The sequence below is a fragment of the Leifsonia sp. KNZ12-8B genome, from assembly GCF_056755495.1.
Genome location: NZ_JBPGXM010000238.1, coordinates 1 through 1,821 on the forward strand (window position 1 = coordinate 1; position 1,821 = coordinate 1,821).

Genomic DNA, 1,821 nt, shown 5'->3' on the forward strand with positions numbered 1-1,821 from the left:
GGGGTTTGCGGTGCCGGTGCGGGGGGATGCGCCGGTGCGGCCGTGCTGGTGCGCACGACCAGGTCGGTGGGGGAGTGGAGGCTCGTGGGCGCGGCCTCCGCGGCCGGCTCGTGGCGCCGCGGCGGGTCGATCGTGCGCAGCAGCAGCTCGGCGACCTGCTCGCCCTGCCGTTCGGGATGCTGCGCGACCGTGGTGAGGCCGAAGAAGGCGGCGAGCGGATGGTCGTCGACCCCGATGACCGAGAGGTCGCCAGGGACGGCCAGACCCCGCTCCCGTGCGGCCAGGATCGTGCCGATCGCCATCTCGTCGGAGGCGGCGAAGACGGCCGTCGGCCGCCCCTCCGCGCGCTCCAGCAGGCTCATCGCCGCCGCGTAGCCGCCCGGGATGGTGAAGTCGCCGGCGACAGACAGGGCGGGGTCGGGCGCGACGCCGGCGGCCAGCAGCGCGGCCTCGTAGCCGAGCCTCCTGCTGGTCGGGACATGGAACTCGAGGTCGAACTCCGGACGGCCGCCGAGGTGCGCGATGCGGCGGTGGCCGAGCGAGAGCAGGTGCTCGGTCGCGGTGCGGCCGACGTGGACGTCGTCGATCGTGACGGTGCTCGCCCCGGGCAGCGGGCCGCCGACGCCGGCGACCGGCTTGCCGATGGCCAGGAGCCGGCCGATCTCGTCCTCGGTGAGCTTCAGCGCCACCGCGATCACGGCATCCACCCGGTTGCGCAGCAGGTGGTGCTCGAAGACGCGGCCGCGCTCCTCGCCCTCGCCGCCGAGGTTGTAGAGCGCGACGTCGTAGCCGCGGTGCGTCAGCACGCGCTGCGCTCCCTCGATCACCGCGGTGAAGTACCACCGGCTCAAGTGCGGGACGACGACGCCGATGTTGCGGGTCCGCCCGGAGGCGAGGCTGGAGGCGTCGGAGCTGACGACGTACCCGAGGGAGGTCGCGGCCTGCGTGACGCGGGTGCGCGTCTCGGTCGAGACGGCGCCGTTCCCGCTCAGCGCGCGCGAGACGGTGGCGGTGGAGACGCCCGCCAGACGGGCGACATCGGCGATGCCGGGCATCGTGCCTCCCTCCGTCGGCGGGCCTGCTGAGGTGTCGGATCGGCCGCCGGTGGGGGCCGTGGCGAGTATATCTGCGGGGTGGGAGGGGGATGCAAGCGTTTCCAGTGAGAATCCTGAGCGGTGCTGCGGCCGATTTACGTGTAGGGTGGGCCATCACCGTACCCTCACCGGCGCGGCGACGGGTTCTGGAGTTCCGGGACCCGAGATCACAAGAAAGAAGAAACGATGGCCAACGGCACCGTCAAATGGTTCAACTCGGAGAAGGGGTATGGGTTCATCACTCCGGATGACGGCAGCGCCGACGTCTTCGCCCACTTCAGCGAGATCACGTCGCAGTCCGGTTTCCGGAACCTCGAGGAGAACCAGAAGGTCGAGTACGACCTGACGCAGGGCCCCAAGGGTCTTCAGGCGTCGAACATCCGCGTCTCCTGAGTATTCCGCTCTGACGCAGGGAGGGCGTCCGGCTTCGTGCCGGGCGCCCTCCTTTTTGTCTTCCTGCGTTTTTTCGCGCCGGCGTTTCTTCAGCGCCAGTGGGAGGGGCGGGTCAGGCCGTCGGGGAGCCGCGTCGTCGCGTCGCCCTGCGCGGCGTTCACCTGCACCTGCGTGAGGTAGATCGCGTCGCGGAGGTCGGCGCCGTCGAGGCGCGCGTCGCGGAGGTCGGCGCCGATCAGCTCGGTCGCGGTGAGGTCGGTGCCGCGGAGGTCGGCGGCGATCAGGAGGGCGCCGCGCAGCTCCGCCCCGCGCAGATCGGTGGTGCGCAGGTCGG

General features: G+C 71.6%; 3 protein-coding genes. 1 reads left to right on the plus strand and 2 read right to left on the minus strand.

Translation table 11 applies throughout. The annotated features are described in order from the left end of the window. Positions 1–1,055 (minus strand): LacI family DNA-binding transcriptional regulator (locus ACR9ZG_RS18765; RefSeq protein ID WP_481286359.1); only part of this gene is annotated, 1,055 nt, incomplete at its 3' end. 225 nt (positions 1,056–1,280) lie between these two features. Between ACR9ZG_RS18765 and ACR9ZG_RS18770 the strand changes: the two genes are divergently transcribed. Then, complete coding sequence (locus ACR9ZG_RS18770) at positions 1,281–1,487, plus strand: cold-shock protein (RefSeq protein WP_481286360.1); 207 nt, start codon at positions 1,281–1,283, stop codon at positions 1,485–1,487. Positions 1,488–1,576: 89 nt separating this feature from the next. Here the strand turns inward: ACR9ZG_RS18770 and ACR9ZG_RS18775 are convergent. Next, the coding region (locus ACR9ZG_RS18775; protein ID WP_481286361.1) for a pentapeptide repeat-containing protein at positions 1,577–1,821 on the minus strand (245 nt) is incomplete at its 5' end.

Excerpts from the sequence above, each read along its gene's own strand:
- ACR9ZG_RS18770 (WP_481286360.1), top strand. The coding sequence starts at position 1,281 with ATGGCCAACGGCACCGTCAAATGGTTCAACTCGGAGAAGGGGTATGGG.